Annotated in this window: 19 protein-coding genes; 10 read left to right on the top strand and 9 right to left on the bottom strand. The window is 54.7% G+C overall.

The features are described 5' to 3' along the window. Positions 1-31 precede the first annotated feature (31 nt). The gene (yjfN, locus tag ACOTZC_RS06715; protein WP_032645202.1) at positions 32-319 is read right to left on the bottom strand and encodes a DUF1471 family protease activator YjfN; all 288 of its coding nucleotides are present in this window, start codon (positions 317-319) and stop codon (positions 32-34) included. Positions 320-455: 136 nt separating this feature from the next. Next, positions 456-785, bottom strand: a complete 330-nt coding sequence (gene bsmA, locus ACOTZC_RS06720; protein WP_029740376.1) for a biofilm peroxide resistance protein BsmA — start codon at positions 783-785, stop codon at positions 456-458. Positions 786-922: 137 nt separating this feature from the next. Here bsmA and yjfP point away from each other — a divergent pair, with 137 nt between their 5' ends. Continuing rightward, the gene (gene yjfP / locus ACOTZC_RS06725) at positions 923-1645 is read left to right on the top strand and encodes an esterase (protein WP_045402266.1); all 723 of its coding nucleotides are present in this window, start codon (positions 923-925) and stop codon (positions 1643-1645) included. A 169-nt stretch (positions 1646-1814) separates the two neighbouring features. Here yjfP and yjfY read toward each other — a convergent pair whose 3' ends face one another. Beyond that, positions 1815-2090 (bottom strand): DUF1471 family protein YjfY, encoded by a 276-nt coding sequence (gene yjfY / locus ACOTZC_RS06730; RefSeq protein WP_029740378.1) that lies wholly within the window; start codon positions 2088-2090, stop codon positions 1815-1817. Positions 2091-2431: 341 nt separating this feature from the next. Between yjfY and rpsF the strand changes: the two genes are divergently transcribed. From rpsF to rplI, 4 genes are read left to right on the top strand one after another with little or no spacing between them, the layout of a single operon-like run. Next, positions 2432-2827: a 30S ribosomal protein S6 gene (rpsF, locus tag ACOTZC_RS06735; RefSeq protein ID WP_014068637.1), complete on the top strand. Its 396-nt coding sequence runs from the start codon at positions 2432-2434 to the stop codon at positions 2825-2827. 6 nt (positions 2828-2833) lie between these two features. Then, positions 2834-3148, top strand: coding sequence for a primosomal replication protein N (gene priB, locus ACOTZC_RS06740; protein WP_008502895.1), 315 nt, complete (start codon positions 2834-2836; stop codon positions 3146-3148). 4 nt (positions 3149-3152) lie between these two features. Next, the gene (gene rpsR / locus ACOTZC_RS06745; RefSeq protein ID WP_000135199.1) at positions 3153-3380 is read left to right on the top strand and encodes a 30S ribosomal protein S18; all 228 of its coding nucleotides are present in this window, start codon (positions 3153-3155) and stop codon (positions 3378-3380) included. Positions 3381-3421: 41 nt separating this feature from the next. Next, positions 3422-3871, top strand: a complete 450-nt coding sequence (rplI, locus tag ACOTZC_RS06750; protein ID WP_023310148.1) for a 50S ribosomal protein L9 — start codon at positions 3422-3424, stop codon at positions 3869-3871. A gap of 67 nt (positions 3872-3938) precedes the next feature. On the opposite strand, the gene ACOTZC_RS06755 is transcribed toward rplI, so the two are convergent. Further along, the gene (locus tag ACOTZC_RS06755) at positions 3939-4583 is read right to left on the bottom strand and encodes an OapA family protein (protein WP_045402269.1); all 645 of its coding nucleotides are present in this window, start codon (positions 4581-4583) and stop codon (positions 3939-3941) included. A gap of 233 nt (positions 4584-4816) precedes the next feature. Between ACOTZC_RS06755 and fklB the strand changes: the two genes are divergently transcribed. Both fklB and cycA read left to right on the top strand, forming a co-directional pair. Then, entirely contained in the window at positions 4817-5437 is a 621-nt protein-coding gene (fklB, locus tag ACOTZC_RS06760) for an FKBP-type peptidyl-prolyl cis-trans isomerase (RefSeq protein ID WP_008502892.1), read from the top strand. Between the two features lie 311 nt (positions 5438-5748). Then, positions 5749-7158, top strand: a complete 1410-nt coding sequence (gene cycA / locus ACOTZC_RS06765; RefSeq protein WP_023310150.1) for a D-serine/D-alanine/glycine transporter — start codon at positions 5749-5751, stop codon at positions 7156-7158. 96 nt (positions 7159-7254) lie between these two features. Here the strand turns inward: cycA and ytfE are convergent, their stop codons facing one another. Beyond that, positions 7255-7917, bottom strand: a complete 663-nt coding sequence (ytfE, locus tag ACOTZC_RS06770; protein WP_163354274.1) for an iron-sulfur cluster repair protein YtfE — start codon at positions 7915-7917, stop codon at positions 7255-7257. A gap of 243 nt (positions 7918-8160) precedes the next feature. On the opposite strand from ytfE, the gene ACOTZC_RS06775 reads away from it, so the two are divergent. Further along, entirely contained in the window at positions 8161-9810 is a 1650-nt protein-coding gene (locus ACOTZC_RS06775) for a methyl-accepting chemotaxis protein (RefSeq protein WP_045402276.1), read from the top strand. Between the two features lie 79 nt (positions 9811-9889). Here ACOTZC_RS06775 and ACOTZC_RS06780 read toward each other — a convergent pair whose 3' ends face one another. From ACOTZC_RS06780 to ACOTZC_RS06790, 3 genes are all read right to left on the bottom strand, one after another. Next, positions 9890-10855, bottom strand: a complete 966-nt coding sequence (locus tag ACOTZC_RS06780) for a DMT family transporter (protein ID WP_063409285.1) — start codon at positions 10853-10855, stop codon at positions 9890-9892. A gap of 75 nt (positions 10856-10930) precedes the next feature. Next, positions 10931-11755 (bottom strand): AraC family transcriptional regulator, encoded by an 825-nt coding sequence (locus ACOTZC_RS06785; protein ID WP_023310154.1) that lies wholly within the window; start codon positions 11753-11755, stop codon positions 10931-10933. A gap of 48 nt (positions 11756-11803) precedes the next feature. Continuing rightward, a complete protein-coding gene (locus ACOTZC_RS06790; protein WP_421635686.1) occupies positions 11804-12847 on the bottom strand; it encodes a GlxA family transcriptional regulator in 1044 nt (347 codons plus the stop codon). A gap of 620 nt (positions 12848-13467) precedes the next feature. On the opposite strand from ACOTZC_RS06790, the gene ACOTZC_RS06795 reads away from it, so the two are divergent. Then, positions 13468-14922 (top strand): beta-ketoacyl synthase, encoded by a 1455-nt coding sequence (locus ACOTZC_RS06795; protein ID WP_421635687.1) that lies wholly within the window; start codon positions 13468-13470, stop codon positions 14920-14922. Between the two features lie 126 nt (positions 14923-15048). On the opposite strand, the gene ACOTZC_RS06800 is transcribed toward ACOTZC_RS06795, so the two are convergent. Continuing rightward, the gene (locus tag ACOTZC_RS06800; protein WP_047743012.1) at positions 15049-15897 is read right to left on the bottom strand and encodes an SDR family oxidoreductase; all 849 of its coding nucleotides are present in this window, start codon (positions 15895-15897) and stop codon (positions 15049-15051) included. 84 nt (positions 15898-15981) lie between these two features. On the opposite strand from ACOTZC_RS06800, the gene ACOTZC_RS06805 reads away from it, so the two are divergent. Continuing rightward, positions 15982-16368, top strand: a complete 387-nt coding sequence (locus ACOTZC_RS06805; protein ID WP_045402291.1) for a winged helix-turn-helix transcriptional regulator — start codon at positions 15982-15984, stop codon at positions 16366-16368. The last annotated feature ends 30 nt before the right edge of the window (positions 16369-16398 follow it).

Consider the following 16398-nt stretch of genomic DNA (forward strand, 5'->3'; position numbering starts at 1 on the left):
TAAAAATAAGTGGCTTTTATCGGGAGGGAGTTTACACGTAGAGAATGGCCTGTACCCGCCAGTGGTCGATATGGTTATCTTCCTGCATCTGGATGATGCGATACCATGAAGCACCCTGCTCATCGGCCTTTAATGCCACGACACGTTCAACGTCTTGCGGGCTCCCCGAGATATTATTCACGGAGATCTGGCCAATTTCATTCAGGCCAGTCACGCAATCAGCACTGGCGAATTCTGCTGACTGCGCGGTGGTGCTCAGCAGGCCTGCTGAGAGCAACAGTGAGGTCAAAGCAAGAGTTCGTTTCATTGTCAGCTCCATTTCACATATATCCGGTATCCGCCGGGCAATCCTTCGCTAATAAACTCCCTTCCATTGATGCGGGCGTGGAGTTTATTGTGGACAGGAAAATGTCTATGGACGCAAAGCAGTGTAAATCTCGTTCAAAGGAAAACCATTATTTACGGTACAAAATAGCCTGTGAATACCACTGTCCCGTTATGATGGTTTCGTCGATCATAATGATGACGTAATAATCTGCTTTGGCAGCGACGGCCTGCGCTTTTATTGCCGATTCTGCGTCATCCGGAGAGCCGCGGACCAGCGCGGAGATGGTGCCCATTCGTTGTAATCCTTCCGTCTGATTACGACGAATCTCCTGTGGATGATCGGCGACCGGTGGAGCGGGTTGCGGCGTTCCCTGCAGCGCGCTACAGCCACTCAGCAGAAAGACCAGCAATAAAGCAGCAAACCTGCGCATAACCATATCTCGTTTCCTGATAGCCATAGTGTAGTTGTCTGTGAATTTAGTTTTGGGGGAATGTTCCCGAAGTGTTATCTGGGACGTATATTTCGAATGAAAATGACGCGAAAGCGTAACCCAGTTCTCAACATTATGAATCATAGATTCGCACAGGGTCGACAATGATTGAAATTGAAATACGCCACCTCGGCGACCATGAAGTTTTACACGCGATGCCAGCGGGTAAACGTGATAAACCGCTGCCTGTTGTGGTTTTTTATCATGGGTTTACCTCATCGAAGCTGGTTTACAGTTATTTTGCGGTAGCGCTGGCGCAGGCGGGTTTTCGCGTGATGATGCCAGATGCACCCGACCACGGCGCACGCTTTACGGGTAATGAACAGGCGCGGCTGGGGCAGTTCTGGCACATTCTGCACGGGAGTCTGACCGAGTTTTCCGGGCTGCGCGATGCGCTTTATGAGGCAGGGCTGGTGGCCGACAATCGTCTGGCGGTAGCCGGGGCGTCGATGGGCGGTATGACGGCGCTGGGGATTATGACGCATCATCCTGAAGTGAAGTCTGTCGCCTGTCTGATGGGCTCGGGCTACTTTACTTCGCTGGCGAAGACCCTTTTTCCCCCTCAGGATTTAACGGAAATGACCGCGACGCTGGCAAAGTGGGAAGTGACCCGGGCATTGCCGCGCGTGGCCGATCGCCCGCTGTTGCTGTGGCACGGTGACGCGGATGATGTGGTCCCGCCTGAGGGAACCTTCCGTCTGCAGCAGGCGTTAATGAATGAAGGGCTGGACGGTAATCTGACCTGCCTGTGGGAACCGGGCGTCCGCCACCGCATCACGCCAACGGCGCTCGACGCCACGGTGGCGTTTTTCCGCCAGCACCTGTAAACGCGCAGGACTTTGATGTCCATATCTTCCCGCTTATGGAGGATCTCTGAGGGGTTATTTTACCGGTAGTATTCCGGAGCCATTCACAAAAAAAAGCCCCCGGGCAGGGGGCAACGTCATCTATGGCTATGTTCTCGTTGTTGGCTTTCCTGGTGCTAGCGTTAAAGCGTTATCGGTAAATATCTGCACTGGCGTGCATGTTGCCGTTGCTGCCGGGCTCACGGGTTAACATCACGTGGTAATAGGTTGCGCCCTGCGCATCGGTTTCTGCGTTTAATGCCTGATCTGCTTCACTTTCCGTGGCGAAATTATGATTGATGTAAATTACGCCCAAGCTTTGCACATCATCCATGTTTCTGGCCTGTCGGCTGTCTATCTTAATGGCTGCCATCGCGTTTGCACTGAGCAAAAGCGCCGCCATTATGGCTAATGCGATTTTTTTCATGATATGCGCTCCACGACTACGTGCTGCGAGAGGGGGGATGCTCCTTCTTTAATTCAGGCGATCTCTGATTAAAGTGTAATCACTCATCCGGCGGGGATGCGTGACCATTTCTGATGCAGTTGTTCAAAAAAACAACGCTTCCGGGTGTGACCAATTTTAAATCACCCACTTAGACCCGCTTCGCGCTTTGTGCGAATTATTTGTGCAATCAGCTTGAGTTTCCAGGGGCGCGCAAGTATTATGACGCGTCAATTTTTCAGCCGACCTTTAACACGTTCCTTGCCTCCCCGGGCCTCGGCTGACCCAGACAGGAGGCTGAATAATCCGTAAGGAGCAATTCGATGCGTCATTACGAAATCGTTTTTATGGTCCATCCTGACCAGAGCGAACAGGTTCCGGGTATGATCGAGCGTTACTCTGCTGCCATCACTGGTGCAGAAGGTACGATCCACCGTCTGGAAGACTGGGGCCGCCGTCAGCTGGCTTACCCGATCAACAAACTGCACAAAGCACACTACGTTCTGATGAACGTTGAAGCGCCGCAGGAAGTGATCGATGAGCTGGAAACAACCTTCCGCTTCAACGATGCCGTTATCCGCAGCATGGTTATGCGTACCAAAAACGCAGTTACCGAAGCATCTCCGATGGTTAAAGCGAAAGACGAGCGCCGTGAGCGTCGCGATGATTTCGCAAACGAAACCGCAGATGATTCTGATGCTGGGGATTCTGAAGAGTAATTTCTGATGACCAACCGTCTGGCGTTGTCCGGCATCGTATGCAGGGCTCCCCTTCGAAAGGTCAGTCCATCAGGAATTCCGCATTGCCAGTTCGTGCTTGAGCATCGTTCTGTGCAAGAGGAAGCCGGGTTTCACCGGCAGGCGTGGTGCCAAATGCCCGTTATTATTAGCGGACACGAAAACCAGGCCATTACTCACAGTTTAACGGTCGGTAGCGCAGTAATCGTTCAGGGGTTCATCTCTTGCCACAAGGCAAAGAACGGCCTGAGCAAAATGGTTCTGCATGCCGAGCAGATTGATTTGATAGATTCTGGAGACTAGCCATATGGCACGTTATTTCCGTCGTCGCAAGTTCTGCCGTTTCACCGCGGAAGGCGTTCAAGAGATCGACTATAAAGATATCGCAACGCTGAAAAACTACATCACCGAAAGCGGTAAGATTGTCCCAAGCCGTATCACCGGTACTCGTGCAAAATACCAGCGTCAGCTGGCTCGCGCTATCAAACGCGCTCGCTACCTGTCCCTGCTGCCGTACACTGATCGTCATCAGTAATCGGGCACGGTCCATTAATACGACTTTAAGAGGATAAGGTAATGCAAGTTATTCTGCTTGATAAAGTAGCAAACCTGGGCAGCCTGGGTGATCAGGTTAACGTTAAAGCGGGTTACGCACGTAACTTCCTGGTTCCACAGGGTAAAGCTGTTCCAGCTACCAAGAAAAACGTAGAGTTTTTCGAAGCACGTCGCGCTGAACTGGAAGCCAAACTGGCTGACGTTCTGGCGGCTGCTAACGCTCGCGCTGAAGCAATCAACGCACTGGGCACCGTTACCATCGCGTCTAAATCAGGCGACGAAGGTAAACTGTTCGGTTCCATCGGTACCCGCGATATCGCTGATGCAGTTTCTGCAGCAGGCGTGAAAGTGGCTAAGAGCGAAGTTCGTCTGCCGAACGGCGTTCTGCGTACCACTGGTGAGCACGAAGTTGACTTCCAGGTTCACAGCGAAGTGTTCGCTAAACTGGTTGTTAACGTTGTAGCTGAGTAATTTTTTACTCTGCTCACGTTGAAACGCCGGCCTTGTGCCGGCGTTTTGCTTTTTACAGATCCAGGTCTTAACGCGCCCTGATGAAACTGCCGTCTGGCTGGCGGGTAAACAGCACCTGTTGTCCATTTCCCGTATCAATTGTTAATCCTGTCACCACACCGCTGGCATTCTGGCGAACCTGTACCATCTGTCCATTCTGCAGGTTACTGAGCGGTTTACCCGCACCTTCCACCTTCGCCATAGCATACACGTCGGTTGGCGGCAGGTTGTGGTCGCGGAACAGCTGTGCCAGCGTTTTGCCCGGCTCTACGCGATAGGAACGCCACTGTTGCTCAATGCCGGTAGGCTGTTGCGTCTGAGGCTGAGACGGGGCGGCAGCTTGATCCTGCGGCTGTTCATCCTGAATGGGTTCTGGCTCAACCGGCGCGACCTGACCCGGATCGTTAGACGGGGTCACAAGCTGCGTTTGCATCGGCTGTGCGTCAGGCTGCGGCCGCGTCTGCGATTGAATGTCCAGTTGGGCATTGCGGGTGACGGGGGCGGTATCGACATCATCGCCCCCGGAAGGAAGCAGGAAGCCCACGATCACCATCAGCGCGCCAATGATGATCCCTCTGCGATGCAGAGGAGGCAGCGGGTCCATGATGCGAAAATTGTCCGGCGCCTGCCAGATTTTCGCCAGGGTAGGTTTCAGTTCAAATCGCCCGGGCATGGCACTCCTCCTGCTCCGCGTATTTTTTATCCTGTGCCCCGAAGTATAGTTTGCTAACTGCCTGAACGGCGTAGTAAACCCGACATCCGTGACATCAGTTCGGGATTAATCCTGGTTATCTCTATTGTTTCTGTTTCGTCGCGGTTTGTCACCTTAACTTCAGACAAAGTTTTACCCATAAGGGCATGGCTGATATGCTGCCCGCTACTTTAAATGTGATGGAAGGAAAACCCATGACCACCCCGACTTTTGACACTATCGAAGCGCAGGCAAGTTACGGTATCGGCTTGCAGGTAGGACAGCAGCTGAGCGAATCCGGCCTGGAAGGTCTGTTACCAGAAGCGCTGGTGGCGGGTATCGCTGACGCGCTGGAAGGCAAACAGCCTGCCGTTCCGGTAGACGTTGTGCACCGTGCGCTGCGTGAAATTCACGAACGTGCTGACGCCGTGCGTCGCGCGCGCTTCGAAGAGATGGCAGCTGAAGGTGTGAAATATCTGGAAGAGAACCGTGAGCGTGAAGGCGTGAACAGCACCGAGTCTGGTCTGCAGTTCCGCGTGATCAATCAGGGCGACGGCGCAATCCCGGCGCGTACCGATCACGTTCGCGTGCATTACACCGGTAAACTGATCGACGGTACCGTGTTCGACAGCTCCGTAGCGCGCGGCGAACCGGCTGAGTTCCCGGTTAACGGCGTGATCGCAGGCTGGATTGAAGCGCTGACCCTGATGCCAGTGGGTTCCAAATGGGAACTGACTATCCCGCATAACCTGGCCTACGGCGAGCGCGGCGCTGGCGCGTCCATCCCGCCATTCAGCACCCTGGTATTTGAAGTCGAGCTGCTGGAAATTCTGTAATCGAATTTTCTTATTTCCTCTCCCCGGTTGGGGAGAGGAAAATAGTGCAAAAACCTATAGTTATGGCGCTATCAACATTTTATCTTGCAAACGAAACTGTTGCGTGTATTTTTGTGAGCTGTTTCGCGCTGTATGAGTGATATGACACTCACTTTCAACATATTATTAACATAATATCTAAATCATAGTATTCATCCCGCCGATTCTTACCTAATATCGATAAACCCTTACAAAGGGACCGTCATTTTTTTGACGTTTTTAAAGGCCAGAAGAGCCTTAACAACACAGACAGGCATAAACAGGAAAATTACATGGTAGATCAGGTCAAAGTCGCCGCTACAGAAGAGGCGACGTCTGAACAGTCGCTACGGCGCAATCTCACAAACCGTCATATTCAGCTCATTGCGATTGGGGGTGCCATCGGTACCGGGCTGTTTATGGGGTCAGGCAAAACCATCAGTCTCGCCGGGCCGTCGATCATCTTCGTTTATATGATCATCGGTTTTATGCTCTTCTTCGTGATGCGTGCAATGGGTGAACTGCTGCTCTCGAACCTCGAATACAAATCCTTTAGCGACTTCGCTTCTGACCTGCTCGGGCCGTGGGCGGGCTATTTCACCGGCTGGACCTACTGGTTCTGCTGGGTCGTCACCGGTATGGCGGACGTCGTGGCGATTACCGCCTACGCGCAGTTCTGGTTCCCGGGGCTGTCGGACTGGGTCGCCTCGCTGGCGGTCATTGTTCTGCTGCTGAGTCTGAACCTCGCCACCGTTAAAATGTTCGGTGAGATGGAGTTCTGGTTCGCGATGATCAAAATCGTGGCGATTGTCGGGCTTATCGTCGTGGGTCTGGTGATGGTGCTCACCCACTTCCAGTCACCAACGGGCGTTCAGGCGTCGTTTACCCATCTGTGGAATGACGGCGGCTGGTTCCCGAAAGGCATTAGCGGCTTCTTTGCCGGCTTCCAGATCGCGGTATTTGCGTTCGTGGGAATTGAGCTGGTGGGCACGACGGCAGCGGAGACCAAAGATCCCGAGAAGTCTCTCCCGCGCGCCATTAACTCAATTCCGCTGCGTATCATCATGTTCTACGTCTTCGCGCTGATCATTATTATGTCCGTGACGCCGTGGAGCTCCGTGGTACCAACCAAGAGCCCGTTCGTTGAGCTGTTCGTGCTGGTAGGCCTGCCTGCTGCCGCGAGCCTGATTAACTTCGTGGTGCTGACCTCTGCTGCCTCGTCTGCCAACAGCGGCGTGTTCTCCACCAGCCGTATGCTGTTTGGCCTGGCACAGGAAGGCGTGGCGCCGAGCGCGTTCGCCAAGCTGTCGAAGCGCGCGGTACCGGCAAAAGGGTTGACCTTCTCCTGCATGTGCCTGCTGGGCGGCGTGGTGATGCTCTATGTGAACCCAAGCGTGATTGGCGCGTTCACCATGATCACCACTGTCTCTGCGATCCTGTTTATGTTCGTCTGGACCATCATCCTCTGTTCATACCTGGTGTACCGCAAGCAGCGCCCACACCTGCATGAAAAATCGATCTACAAGATGCCGCTGGGCAAGCTGATGTGCTGGGTGTGCATGGCGTTCTTCGTCTTCGTGCTGGTTCTGCTGACGCTGGAAGATGATACCCGTCAGGCACTCATCGTCACGCCGCTATGGTTTATCGCGCTGGGGCTGGGCTGGGTGTTTATCGGTAAGAAACGTATGGCAGGCGTAAGGTAAAAGCAAAACGGCAACTTCGGTTGCCGTTTTTAGTTTTTGCACCTTCTCCCCGTGGGAGAGGGGCGGGGTGAGGGCATCAGGCCGCAGCGGCCTTTTTTATTCCCCAGCTAATGCCCGCGGGAACAGAACGTTGTTCTCAAGACTGATGTGTTCCATCAGGTCGTCAATCAACTCGTTAATGCCGTTGTACATCGCTTTCCACGTTGTGCACGCTTCTGGCGGCGGCGTGACGTTGTGGGTAGTGTGTTTGATCACTTCCAGCAGTTCGCCTGCATCATCATGCTCGCTTTCCATCACGCTGATAGGCCCCATCGCCTGGCTTCCCATTCCCTGCTTAATCATCGGGAAGAGGATCTGCTCTTCTTTCATCATGTGGCTGGAAAGCTCTTCGTGCAGCAGGGTCAGGTATTTCGCCAGACCGCGCGGTACGGACGGTTTGTCGGCATGGACGCGCTCAACTTTGGTTGCCTGCAGGATCAGTTCCGGCAGCTGCTCACGGTGACGGTCATGGTAACGCACGATGATATGGTCGATGATTTCAGCGAGCGGGGCGGCTCGCCAGTCTTTGTCGACGGGCTGCTGGGCCAGCAGCGCCAGCTCTGATTCAATCACCTCAACGTCCAGCTCTTTTCGTGAGGCCGCACGCGCCAGGGTTTGCTTACCGCCGCAGCAGTAATCCATATCGTATTTACGGAACAGCGCAGAAGCGCGAGGAATGGAGAGCGCCAGCTCGCCAAGGGGTTGGTCGCGAAAGGCCATAGCAGTTACCTCGTCATCAATAATATAAATTGCATATTAAATGCATCTTTATGGCGGCGCTATAACCCTTTAGAGGGAAGGGGGAAAATGAGATGCGGATCACAAAAAACACCCCGTTTAACTCTCTGAATGGGCTCAGGAAAGTGGTTTAGAAACTTTTTAAAGGTGTAGAAACAGTAAACAACCCGCCGCGCCTGCCGATATATCCACGTCAGACAAACCTGCATATAACAAAGGCAACGCATGTTTAAACGTATAAAAGTCATTACCCTTCTGATTTCGGTGCTGCTTGTGCTCGGCATCATGCAAGTGATTTCCGCGGGTATCTTTATCAACGCGCTGAATAACGATAAAGACAATTTCACCGTGTCGCAGCTCTCCAGCAAGAACGTGGCGGAGTTTACCGATGCGTGGATCAGCCTGAACCAGGCGCGCGTGACGCTGAACCGCGGGATGCTGCGTCTGCAAAGCAGCATGGCCTCTCAGATTAACGGTGGGCAGCTCAATGAGCTGGTCAACACGGCGAAAAATCTGCTCGCCGATGCGCAGGTCCATTACGATAAATACTATGCCCTGCCAAATACGCCGGGCCTGGACGAGAACCTGGCCAAGCGTCTGGAGGAGCAGTACCGCATTTACTCCTCAACGCTGACGCAAATGAACGTCCTGCTGAGCCAGGGCAATCTGGAAGACATGTTCAAGCAGAACGCGGAGCAAAAGCAGACTGCGATGCAGGCGGTTTACCGTGAATGGCGTGAAGCGCAGGCAACGCTTACCGATAAAGGCATCCAGGACAATGAAAGCGACTACAAGCGCATCCTGTGGATCCTCTCTGCGGTTATGCTACTGGTGATTGTGGTGATTATCTCCAGCTGGGTAGCCATGCGCCGCGTGCTGCTGCTGCCTCTGGAAGAGGTGATTAACCATATTCGCGCCATTGCGGCAGGGGATTTAACCCAGCCGATTCAGGCTGAAGGTAAGAACGAAATGGCTATCCTGGCGCGCAACGTTCAGGAGATGCAGACCTCGCTGGCGAACACCGTGGGCGTGGTGCGTGAAGGCGCAGATACGATTTACACCGGTGCAGGCGAAATCTCTGCGGGCAGTAACGACCTCTCTTCCCGTACCGAGCAGCAGGCCGCGTCTCTGGAAGAGACGGCAGCCAGCATGGAACAGCTGACGGCAACCGTGAAGCAGAACGCCGATAACGCGCGTCAGGCGTCCCGTCTGGCGCTGGACGCCTCCTCAACGGCGAAGAAGGGTGGTAACGTGGTTGAAGGCGTGGTGCGTACAATGGACGAAATCGCCACCAGCTCCAGTAAAATCGCGCAAATTACTAACGTGATCGACGGTATTGCCTTCCAGACTAACATCCTGGCGCTAAACGCGGCAGTGGAAGCGGCGCGCGCGGGCGAGCAGGGCCGTGGTTTTGCGGTGGTGGCTGGGGAAGTGCGTACTCTCGCCCAGCGCAGCGCCCAGGCGGCGAAAGAGATCAAAGCGCTGATCGATGATTCCGGCGAGCGCGTAAACGCGGGCTCCCAGCTGGTTAACGAAGCCGGGGAGACGATGGCGGAGATCGTCAATGCGGTCACCCGCGTCACCGACATCATGGGCGAAATTGCCTCGGCCTCTGACGAGCAGAGCCGCGGTATTGACCAGGTGGGCCAGGCGGTAGCCGAGATGGACCGCGTGACCCAGCAGAACGCCTCGCTGGTAGAGGAGTCTGCGGCCGCGGCGGCGGCGCTGGAAGATCAGGCTGCACGCCTGAACGAAGCGGTGGCGGTATTCAAAATCACCCGCAACCAGGCGGTTAAAGCGGCGCCGGTAAAAACCTATGTGCCCAAAGCGCAGCCCGTAGCGGCGGCGTCTGAAGGGAACTGGGAAACGTTTTAAAGACTTGCCCGGTAGCGGTTACGCCTTACCGGGCCTACGATTTTGTAGGCCCTGCAAGCGCAGCGCCGCTGGGCAATGCTCACACCTCCGATGCCGGAACGACCCTCGGTTTTTCCGGCTTCGCTCTTACCGCCATCACCACTCCCACCACCAGCAGCGCGATCCCGCAGGCCGTAAATAGCGGCGGCACGCTCTGACGCATCAGGAAGGTATAAAGCAGTCCGGCCAGGGTTTCGAAGACAATCAGCGGCCCTAAAATCACCGTTGGCAGCTTCTGGCTGGCAATGTTCCAGCACAGCGCGCCCACCCATGAGCACAGCACCGCAATCGCAACCATCAGACCGATAAACACCCAAGGTCTTGGCCCGAAGGGCTGGGCGAAGTCTGGCAGTTGATGGCCTAACCAGATGCACGCCCCGGCATAGCCCACCAGCGAGACGGGCAGCGTGACCAGCGCCTGCGCCGTCGCCCACATCATCGGATGCTTGTCCGGGTTCTCCCGCAGCCAGCGCGCGTTGCGCAGGGCATACCATGCCCAGCACGCCACGGAAATGAACGCCAGCACAATGCCAGAGCCGTAACGCCACAGGTCAACATCCGCCTGCCCGTGACGCAGCTCGGCAATATTGACGCACACCAGCCCCACGGCGGTGCATACCAGCGCCGGCGCCATTTTTGACCACGCCAGTTTGCCATCGCGGTGGCTGTAGAGCAGGTTAGCAAAGACGGGGATGACGACCGGCAGCGTGCCGATAATCATGGTAGATACCGGCGCACCGGTACGCTGAATGGCACTCGCAAGGCAAACGTAGTAGATAAGATTGCCCATCATGGTCAGCGCCAGCGCGGTGCCCCAGTCCTGACGGCTGAGCTGACGCAGGCGCGCGCGTCCCAGCCACGCCAGGGGCAGGGCAATCAGCCCCAGCGCCAGATAGCGTCCGGTCGACTGCAGTATTGCCGGATACTCGGGCACGATCAGCGGGCCGACAAAAATCAGTCCCCACATCATCCCGGCCAGCAGGGCATACAACACTCCACTAATCATTTTTCCATCCACAGGTATTTACGCTGCATGCAGTGTAGGAGGGGAAAATGCGCGCGTATTGTATGAGGTTGCGCATTAGCGCCGGGTGACCTGCTTCTGGTAGCGCACGGGCGTAATGCCGTAGCGGTGGGTAAACGCGCGGGTTAAATGAGACTGGTCCGTCAGTCCGGTCGCGGCGGCGACCTCTGCCGCAGGCATACCGTGGGTGAGGAACGCTTTGGCGCGCCAGAGGCGAATGGCCATCAGCATCTGGTGCGGCGTAACGTGAAAATGGGCTTTGAACTGGCGCTGGAAATGGTACGGGCTGAGCGATACGACGCTGGCCAGCTCGTCCAGCGTCAGGGCGCGCATATAGTTGTCGTGCAGATACTCGCGCACGCGTTCGAAGCGGTGCGCGCCCTCCTGAATCACCGGCGCGTGATGGGCCAGCGGCCGGAAGGTCTCAATCAGATCCAGCAGTAATCCTTTTTGCGCAAGCGGATCGTCCGTGTGCCACAGGCCGTAAATCAGCCTGCCGATTTGCTGCGAGCGAAGCGGGTCATGACGCGTGACATCGCTAAACCACCAGTGCCGCAGGCCGGTCACCTCTTCCAGCAGGTCGGGTTCGATATAGACCATCCGGTAGCGCCAGCCGCCTTCGGTGGCGGATTCACCGGTATGGATCTCGTCCGGGTTCATGGTGACGACGGATTTTTCCGCCGCGAGATGCTGAGTACCGCGATAGCGAAAGCGTTCGGCGCCGGTTTCAATCGTGCCGATCCCGAAGGCTTCATGGGTGTGAGGCTCAAAGGCGTAGTCAGAAATATGCGCGTGATAAAGCTCCAGGCCCGGCAGCTGCGCCAGATGGCGAAAGCGCGCGCTGTCTCTTTCATCATTAAACTGTTCCGGTACGCCTTGCACGTTGAGCCTCCTCGTGGTCATCTTTTCATTATCAGAGATGACCAGCGTTTATGCACTAAACATCTTTGCCCGGACGGTCTTACGGTAATCCCCCGGTGAAACCGTGGTTTTATGCTTAAACTGGCGATTAAAGTGCGCAATATCCTGATATCCAACCGCATTCGCGATCTCCTGAATGGAAAGATTGGTGGATTGCAGCATTGTCATGGCGGATTCAATTCTGGCGGTTAATAAATACTGCAGAGGAGACATGTCGGTGGCATTTTTAAAGCGGCGATTAAAGTTGCGCAAACTCATGCCGGCCATATCTGCGAGACTTTGCATGGATATATCCGAAGCGCAGTTGGCTTTTATCCAGATTTGAATTTGAATAATATCCTCATCCGGATGGGGTTTGTTTTCTTCACTGTAACATTGACGTTCAAACTGGCTACGAATTTCATGGAAAAATGTCCGTTGAGTATGTGTGGCTACACGTTTCCCGTATATCGTTTCGATAAAATGAATCGTCAGATCTGACAGGGCCTTAACGCTTGCGGCGCAGAAAATATTATCGGCCTGAGTGAGAAAATGCTTTGTCTGTAATTTTACGCTGGGGTAGTCACGCGAGAATTGTTTGAAGTAGTGCCAGTGGGTGGTGGCGGGCTTTTCGTTGAGCAGTCCCGACTCCGCCAGAAAACAGCAGCCCGTTCCGACGGCGGCGATGCGGGTTCCTCGCGCGGCCTGCTCGGTCAGCCATTCCAGAAGTTCAGGCTGTTGTCTGACCACTGCGCGAGGATTGCGCAACAGGGCAGGAAGATAGATAACGTCATAGTGTCTGTCTTCGGCAAGGGTGGTATCGGCGGTAATGCTAAAGCCGCTGTGCGTCAGGATGGGCTCGCTGTTTATGCCAATGGTATTCACCTTCAGAATATTCTCCGGGCGACAGAGCCTGAAGGGTGACTTCTCCGGTTTGTGCGTGCCTGCGTGGGATGTTGTTTTTTGCTCAGCTAAATAGCTACTGGCTGCCGCTTTCCACATTTCAATCGGAAGACTGAGACCGGAACTTAGCATGCGTTCACATAACACAAATCCTATTTGTGTATTTGTCATTTTTGATTAATACCTGTTTTGACTATTATTTTTGGTAGCTCATCGTTGCCGTGGCCAAAAAAGTCAGCGTTTTGGCTGGATTTTCATATTAGCTTTTGTCGGTGATTTGTAAACTAATATCTGAAATTATCGCACTTGCTTAATAAAATAAATGCACGACCACGAGAGGAAGAATTATGGTGAAATTACCCGTAATAACGGCTTTTGGCGGCTATGGTCCAGCTGGTCGTAGTTCTTCACATCATGCATTTCGTCGCATGATTATTGAGTCATTATCGGAAAAGGAAAGGCAGGAAACATTATTATCGTTAGCCATTCTGATGGGCATGCTTAAATATGATGAAGGTGGGCATTGCGATATTTCTGGTAAAAGATTCACACCTGCTCAGGCCGCCGCGAGGATAAAAGACGAGGTGCTTGAGGGAACCCTTATCAGAAAAATTACGCGCGACTATTTTGATGTCGATGCTATTGCCAGCCATGCAAAATTGAATATGGCTTCAGGCGAAGAGGGATTCAGTTTTGATATATCTGCCAGGCAATTACCTCAACCCTTACCGGCGGGATGGCACGTTGAAGAATTAGCGGATCGGCGTGTCCGTATTACCGTTCAGGGAGAGATGGACTGCAAAATTGAGGCGTTGCTGCGCACGGAGGTTCAGGCTGCAGGGCTGTTGCCGCAGGGATTCCGTCCGGGCGACCATTACAATTCGCAGTTCCATCCGCGGGCGTTACAGATGGCGATTGTCGGGGCGTCAGACGCCATCAATGCCCTGGGGATCCCGTGGCGAGAGATACAGGCCAAAATCACGCCGGATCAGCTCGGCGTCTATTCGGGCAATATCATGGGGCAGCTCGACGATTATGGCTTTGGCGGAATGCTGCAGTCGCGCCTGAAAGGCCATCGCGTCAGCGCCAAACAGTGCCCGCTGGGCCTGAACAGCATGTGCGCCGATTTCCTCAATGCCTATGTGCTCGGTAGCGTCGGTCATACCAGCGCCACGCTGGGGGCGTGCGCCACGTTTCTGTATAACCTGAATGCGGCAGTCGAAGATATCAAAGCGGGGCGCATTCGCGTAGCCGTCGTTGGCAGCGCCGAAGCGCCGGTTACCTCAGAAGTGATTGAAGGCTTCGATGCCATGGGCGCCCTGGCAACGGAGAGCAAGCTTAAGCACATTGATGAAACGGAAACGGCCGACTGGCGCAACAGCAGCCGCCCGTTTGGCAACAGCTGCGGTTTTGTTATCGCAGAATCCAGCCAGTATGTCGTGTTAATGGACGACGAGCTGGCGCTGCAGCTTGGCGCAGAGATCCACGGTTCGGTGGGAAATGTCTTCATCAACGCTGACGGCTATAAACGTTCTATTGCGTCGCCGGGGCCGGGGAACTACATCACCATGGCGAAAGCCGTAGCCTCTGCGGTATCGATGGCCGGGATAGAGACGGTGCAGAAGGGATCGTTTATTCAGGCGCACGGATCAAGCACGCCGAAGAATTGCGTCTCCGAGGCGGATATTTTTGACCGCGTTGCGCAAGCCTTTTCGATTCGCGACTGGCCGGTGACGGCGGTGAAATCGTATCTCGGCCACTCTCTGGGCCCCGCCAGCGGCGACCAGCTGATCGGCTGCCTCGGCGTCTTCCGCTATGGTATTTTGCCGGGAATTAAAAGCGTGTCCCACATCGCGCCGCAGGTGAACAACGCGCGCTTAGCCATTCCTCTTCAGGACTGCAAATTAGAGGAAGACCAGGGACAAATCGCCTTTATTAATTCAAAAGGCTTTGGCGGTAATAATGCCACGGGGGTGGTTTACTCGCCAAAGCTTACCCATCAATGGTTGCGCAAACGCTATGGGGACGCTGTGTTTGCGGAATATCAGCAGAGTAACCGCCAGGTGCGACGTCAGGCTAACGCGTACGACGAGGCGGCGTCGCAGGGTGAACTCAATGTCATTTATCTGTTCGGACAGCAGGGAATAAATGAGGAAGATATTAAGATTGATATGAATGGCATCACCATTCCCGGATTTGAAAAGCCGATAACGTACGCGACGGATAAACAATACCCGGACTTTTAATCGTTATCTCTGTTTTTATTATTAATAAAATAAGGTGCCTGTATTTTCTCAGGCACCTTATTTTTGCGCAGCATAGCGTGCCGGGTAAGATGAATGACCCGGCCGCAGGAAAAAACGCTCAGGCCGTTACAGAATAGCTTTAATGCTCTGCGCCAGCGGCGTCGTTGCGCGCCCGATCAGTTTGCTCAGCGTATGGCTATCGTCAAAGAGTCCCCCTTTGGACGCACCCACATCGGAGTCCGCCAGCATATCTGCCAGCCCGGCAGGCAGGCCGACGCTTTTCAGCGCGGCGGCAAAATCCGCTTCACTGAGATTCTGATAGGCTACCGGCTTCCCGCTCTGTTTGCTGAGTTCTGCCGCCAGTTCGCTCAGCGTCCAGCCGTGGTCGCCCGCCAGTTCATAGACCTTGCCCGCGTGGCCCTCTTCTGCGATCACTTTCGCTGCCGCCGCGGCATAGTCTGCACGGGTGGCAGAGGCAATTTTGCCTTCGCCTGCCGCACCAATAAATACGCCGTGTTCCAGCGCAGGCGGCGCGCTCGCCAGGTAGTTTTCGGTATACCAGCCGTTGCGCAGCAGGGCATAAGGAATGCCGGATGCCGCCAGCGCTTTTTCAGTGGCAACGTGTTCAACGTGCAGGCCCAGTGGGGAGTTGTCCGCATGCAGCAGGCTGGTGTAGGCGATAAATTTCACGCCAGCCGTTTTGGCGGCGTTAATGACGTTCTGGTGCTGGGTCGCGCGCTGGCCGACTTCGCTGGAAGAGATCAGCAGCAGCTTATCCACGCCGCTCAGCGCGGCGGTGAATGCGGCTTCATCCGTGTAGTCCGCCTGACGAACCACAATTCCCTGCTGGCTTAAGGCCTGCGCTTTCGCCGGGTTACGTACGATGGCCACAATCTGGCTGGCCGGTACGGTTTTCAGCAGCTGTTCGATAACGAGATGGCCAAGCTGGCCGGTAGCGCCGGTAATCGCGATCATGATGAATCTCCTTCGTGTTTGTCTGGTGTTGTGGCACACTAGCACCATAGCTAACTTTTAGTAAGTACGTACAAAAAGGTAAGTATGAAAACAACGATACCGACGCTCAGCGAACTCGTGCGCGATGGCAATCTTTTCGCGGAACAGTGCCCTTCACGCGAAGTGCTCAAACACGTCACCAGCCGCTGGGGTGTCCTGATTTTGCTGGCCCTGCGCCAGGGTACGCATCGCTTTAGCGATCTGCGCCGTAAAATGGGCGGGGTGAGCGAAAAGATGCTGTCTCAGTCACTCCAGGCGCTGGAGCTGGACGGGTTTGTCGATCGCATGTCGTATCCGGTGGTGCCGCCGCACGTAGAGTATAGCCTGACCCCGCTGGGGATTGAGGTCAGCGAGAAAGTCGCCGCGCTGGCGGACTGGATTGAGGTGAATACGCCGAAGGTGATGGCGAACAGGGACGATCGTGCGGCTTAAACGCCGGATATATGCGGCCTGATGCCCTCA

It is taken from the genome of Enterobacter cloacae complex sp. SHL009 (assembly GCF_049237205.1).
Lineage (GTDB): Bacteria > Pseudomonadota > Gammaproteobacteria > Enterobacterales > Enterobacteriaceae > Enterobacter > Enterobacter cloacae_M.